We start from the raw sequence: 1,596 nt of genomic DNA, 5'->3' as shown, positions 1-1,596 counted from the left end.
CAAACTGGTTTCGGCGCCACGCGCCCGAATGCGACCTAGGCCCAATTTGCGCTTGCCTTCTCCAAATTTTCCTTCGATCGCATTACGCTGTACAGCGTCCTGGCGCTCTTGCCGACGATCGGCGACTTCACTTTGCTCTTTCGAGGGTCTGCCGAGCTTCGGGCCACTAAGGCGAATCCCTAGCGTTTTGCAATAGTTCAGGTTGTCTCGATTGCGGTAGATTTTATCGGCTAGAATGACGGCGGGATAATACCCGAATCGCTGTTTGTACGCTTCCACCGATGCTTGCAGCGTGGTTGCCTCGTTGAAGCTGTCCCATTGTGCCGTTTCGATCCAAGCGTAACCGTCCACCAGACTGGCGGCGATTTTGGCGCCGAACTCCACGTTCGCTCCAGCTTTGCCTCGAACCATCGGACGTACATGCGGCTGTTCGATACTCACGATGCGATCGGCGACGACATGCGTATTCTTCTCTAGCATTTCGCGCTGCTGACGGTAGAGCTCCGAGATGATCAGAAGCTGGCGATAGTGTCTTTTGCTCAGTTCCGTGAGAGGCGTATACTTCACGAGGGCTTCAATAATCCGCAGATTCCGTCCCACGTAGCCAAGTTGCTTTTTGATCGCTTTGCGGATCACCTTGCCCGATGCCTTGCGTTGCTTGGAAACACTCAGGTACGATTTTCTGGCTTTCTCGCGGTACGTGCGCGGCTTCTCCATCGCTCCGACATGGGGACGGTGCAGCACGTCGATGATGTCTTCCAGGATTTCACGGGCGTGATTCAGCAGCCCCAAGTCAGTCGGATACTTGATGTCCGCAGGCGCGCATGTCGCATCCAGCATGAGGGTGCCCTTGTTCATGACTTCCGCTGTCGGTGCGGCTGTAGATGGCAGGACGTGTAGCTTTTTCGCCATGTTGCGGGGTTTCTTCGCCACAACAGGGGGCTCCTCGGGAATAGAGAAAGCGTCCCCTACCTCCATGGTGAGCTGCGAGCCGCCCGCGTCGTTGTCATCGTCATCGCGATCTCGCTTGGACGATTTCGGTTTCGCCTCGACCTCTCGCTCTGCTTGCAGCGCGGCTTGGGCGATCCAGTCGTTGACTTCAGCTAGGATTTCCAAGCCGAGCCGTTCCCGAAAATGCGTGAGCAGGGAGTGATGAAACGGCACTTCATCGACATACGCGGTGTAGCCCAAGAAGAACTGCAAATATGGATTTTCCTGGATTTGTAAGGTGGTCTCGCGGTCACTTAAACCAAGGCGCTCTTTGATGATGAGCGAGCCGAGGGCGATACGTGCCGAGTACGCCTTTTGGCCGATGGCTGGGGACTTGAACGAGCTCACATATTTCTCTTCTACTTTGTCCCAAGGGATGATCGCCGCAAGCTGCACCCACCGATTGGTTGGATTTAATTTTCCGCCAAAGGGCAAATAGAAGTTTTCCAACAAGTCTGCCATATCTCGATTCAGCACGAACACTTTCGCTCACTCCATCTGCAAGGTTTTTTACCGATTTTCCGTGTTTTCTTTGCAGATGAATTCGACAATAGTGCCTCTAAACCCTTGTGAGATAAGGATTTTTTGATTATTCAGCAAGCCCTA

General features: G+C 53.7%; 1 protein-coding gene. It reads right to left on the bottom strand.

Features of this window, described 5'->3' with window-relative positions; genetic code table 11:
- A partial coding sequence (locus tag RW092_RS01225) for an IS5 family transposase (protein WP_410055495.1) occupies nt 1-1,473 on the bottom strand: 1,473 nt, incomplete at its 3' end.
- Nucleotides 1,474-1,596: the final 123 nt, after the last annotated feature.

It is taken from the genome of Paenibacillus sp. 3LSP (assembly GCF_032465655.1).
Classification (GTDB): Bacteria; Bacillota; Bacilli; order Paenibacillales; family Paenibacillaceae; genus Fontibacillus; species Fontibacillus barengoltzii.
The sequence above is the reverse complement of the archived record's forward strand: the minus strand, read 5'-3'. Positions and strand labels throughout refer to the sequence as shown.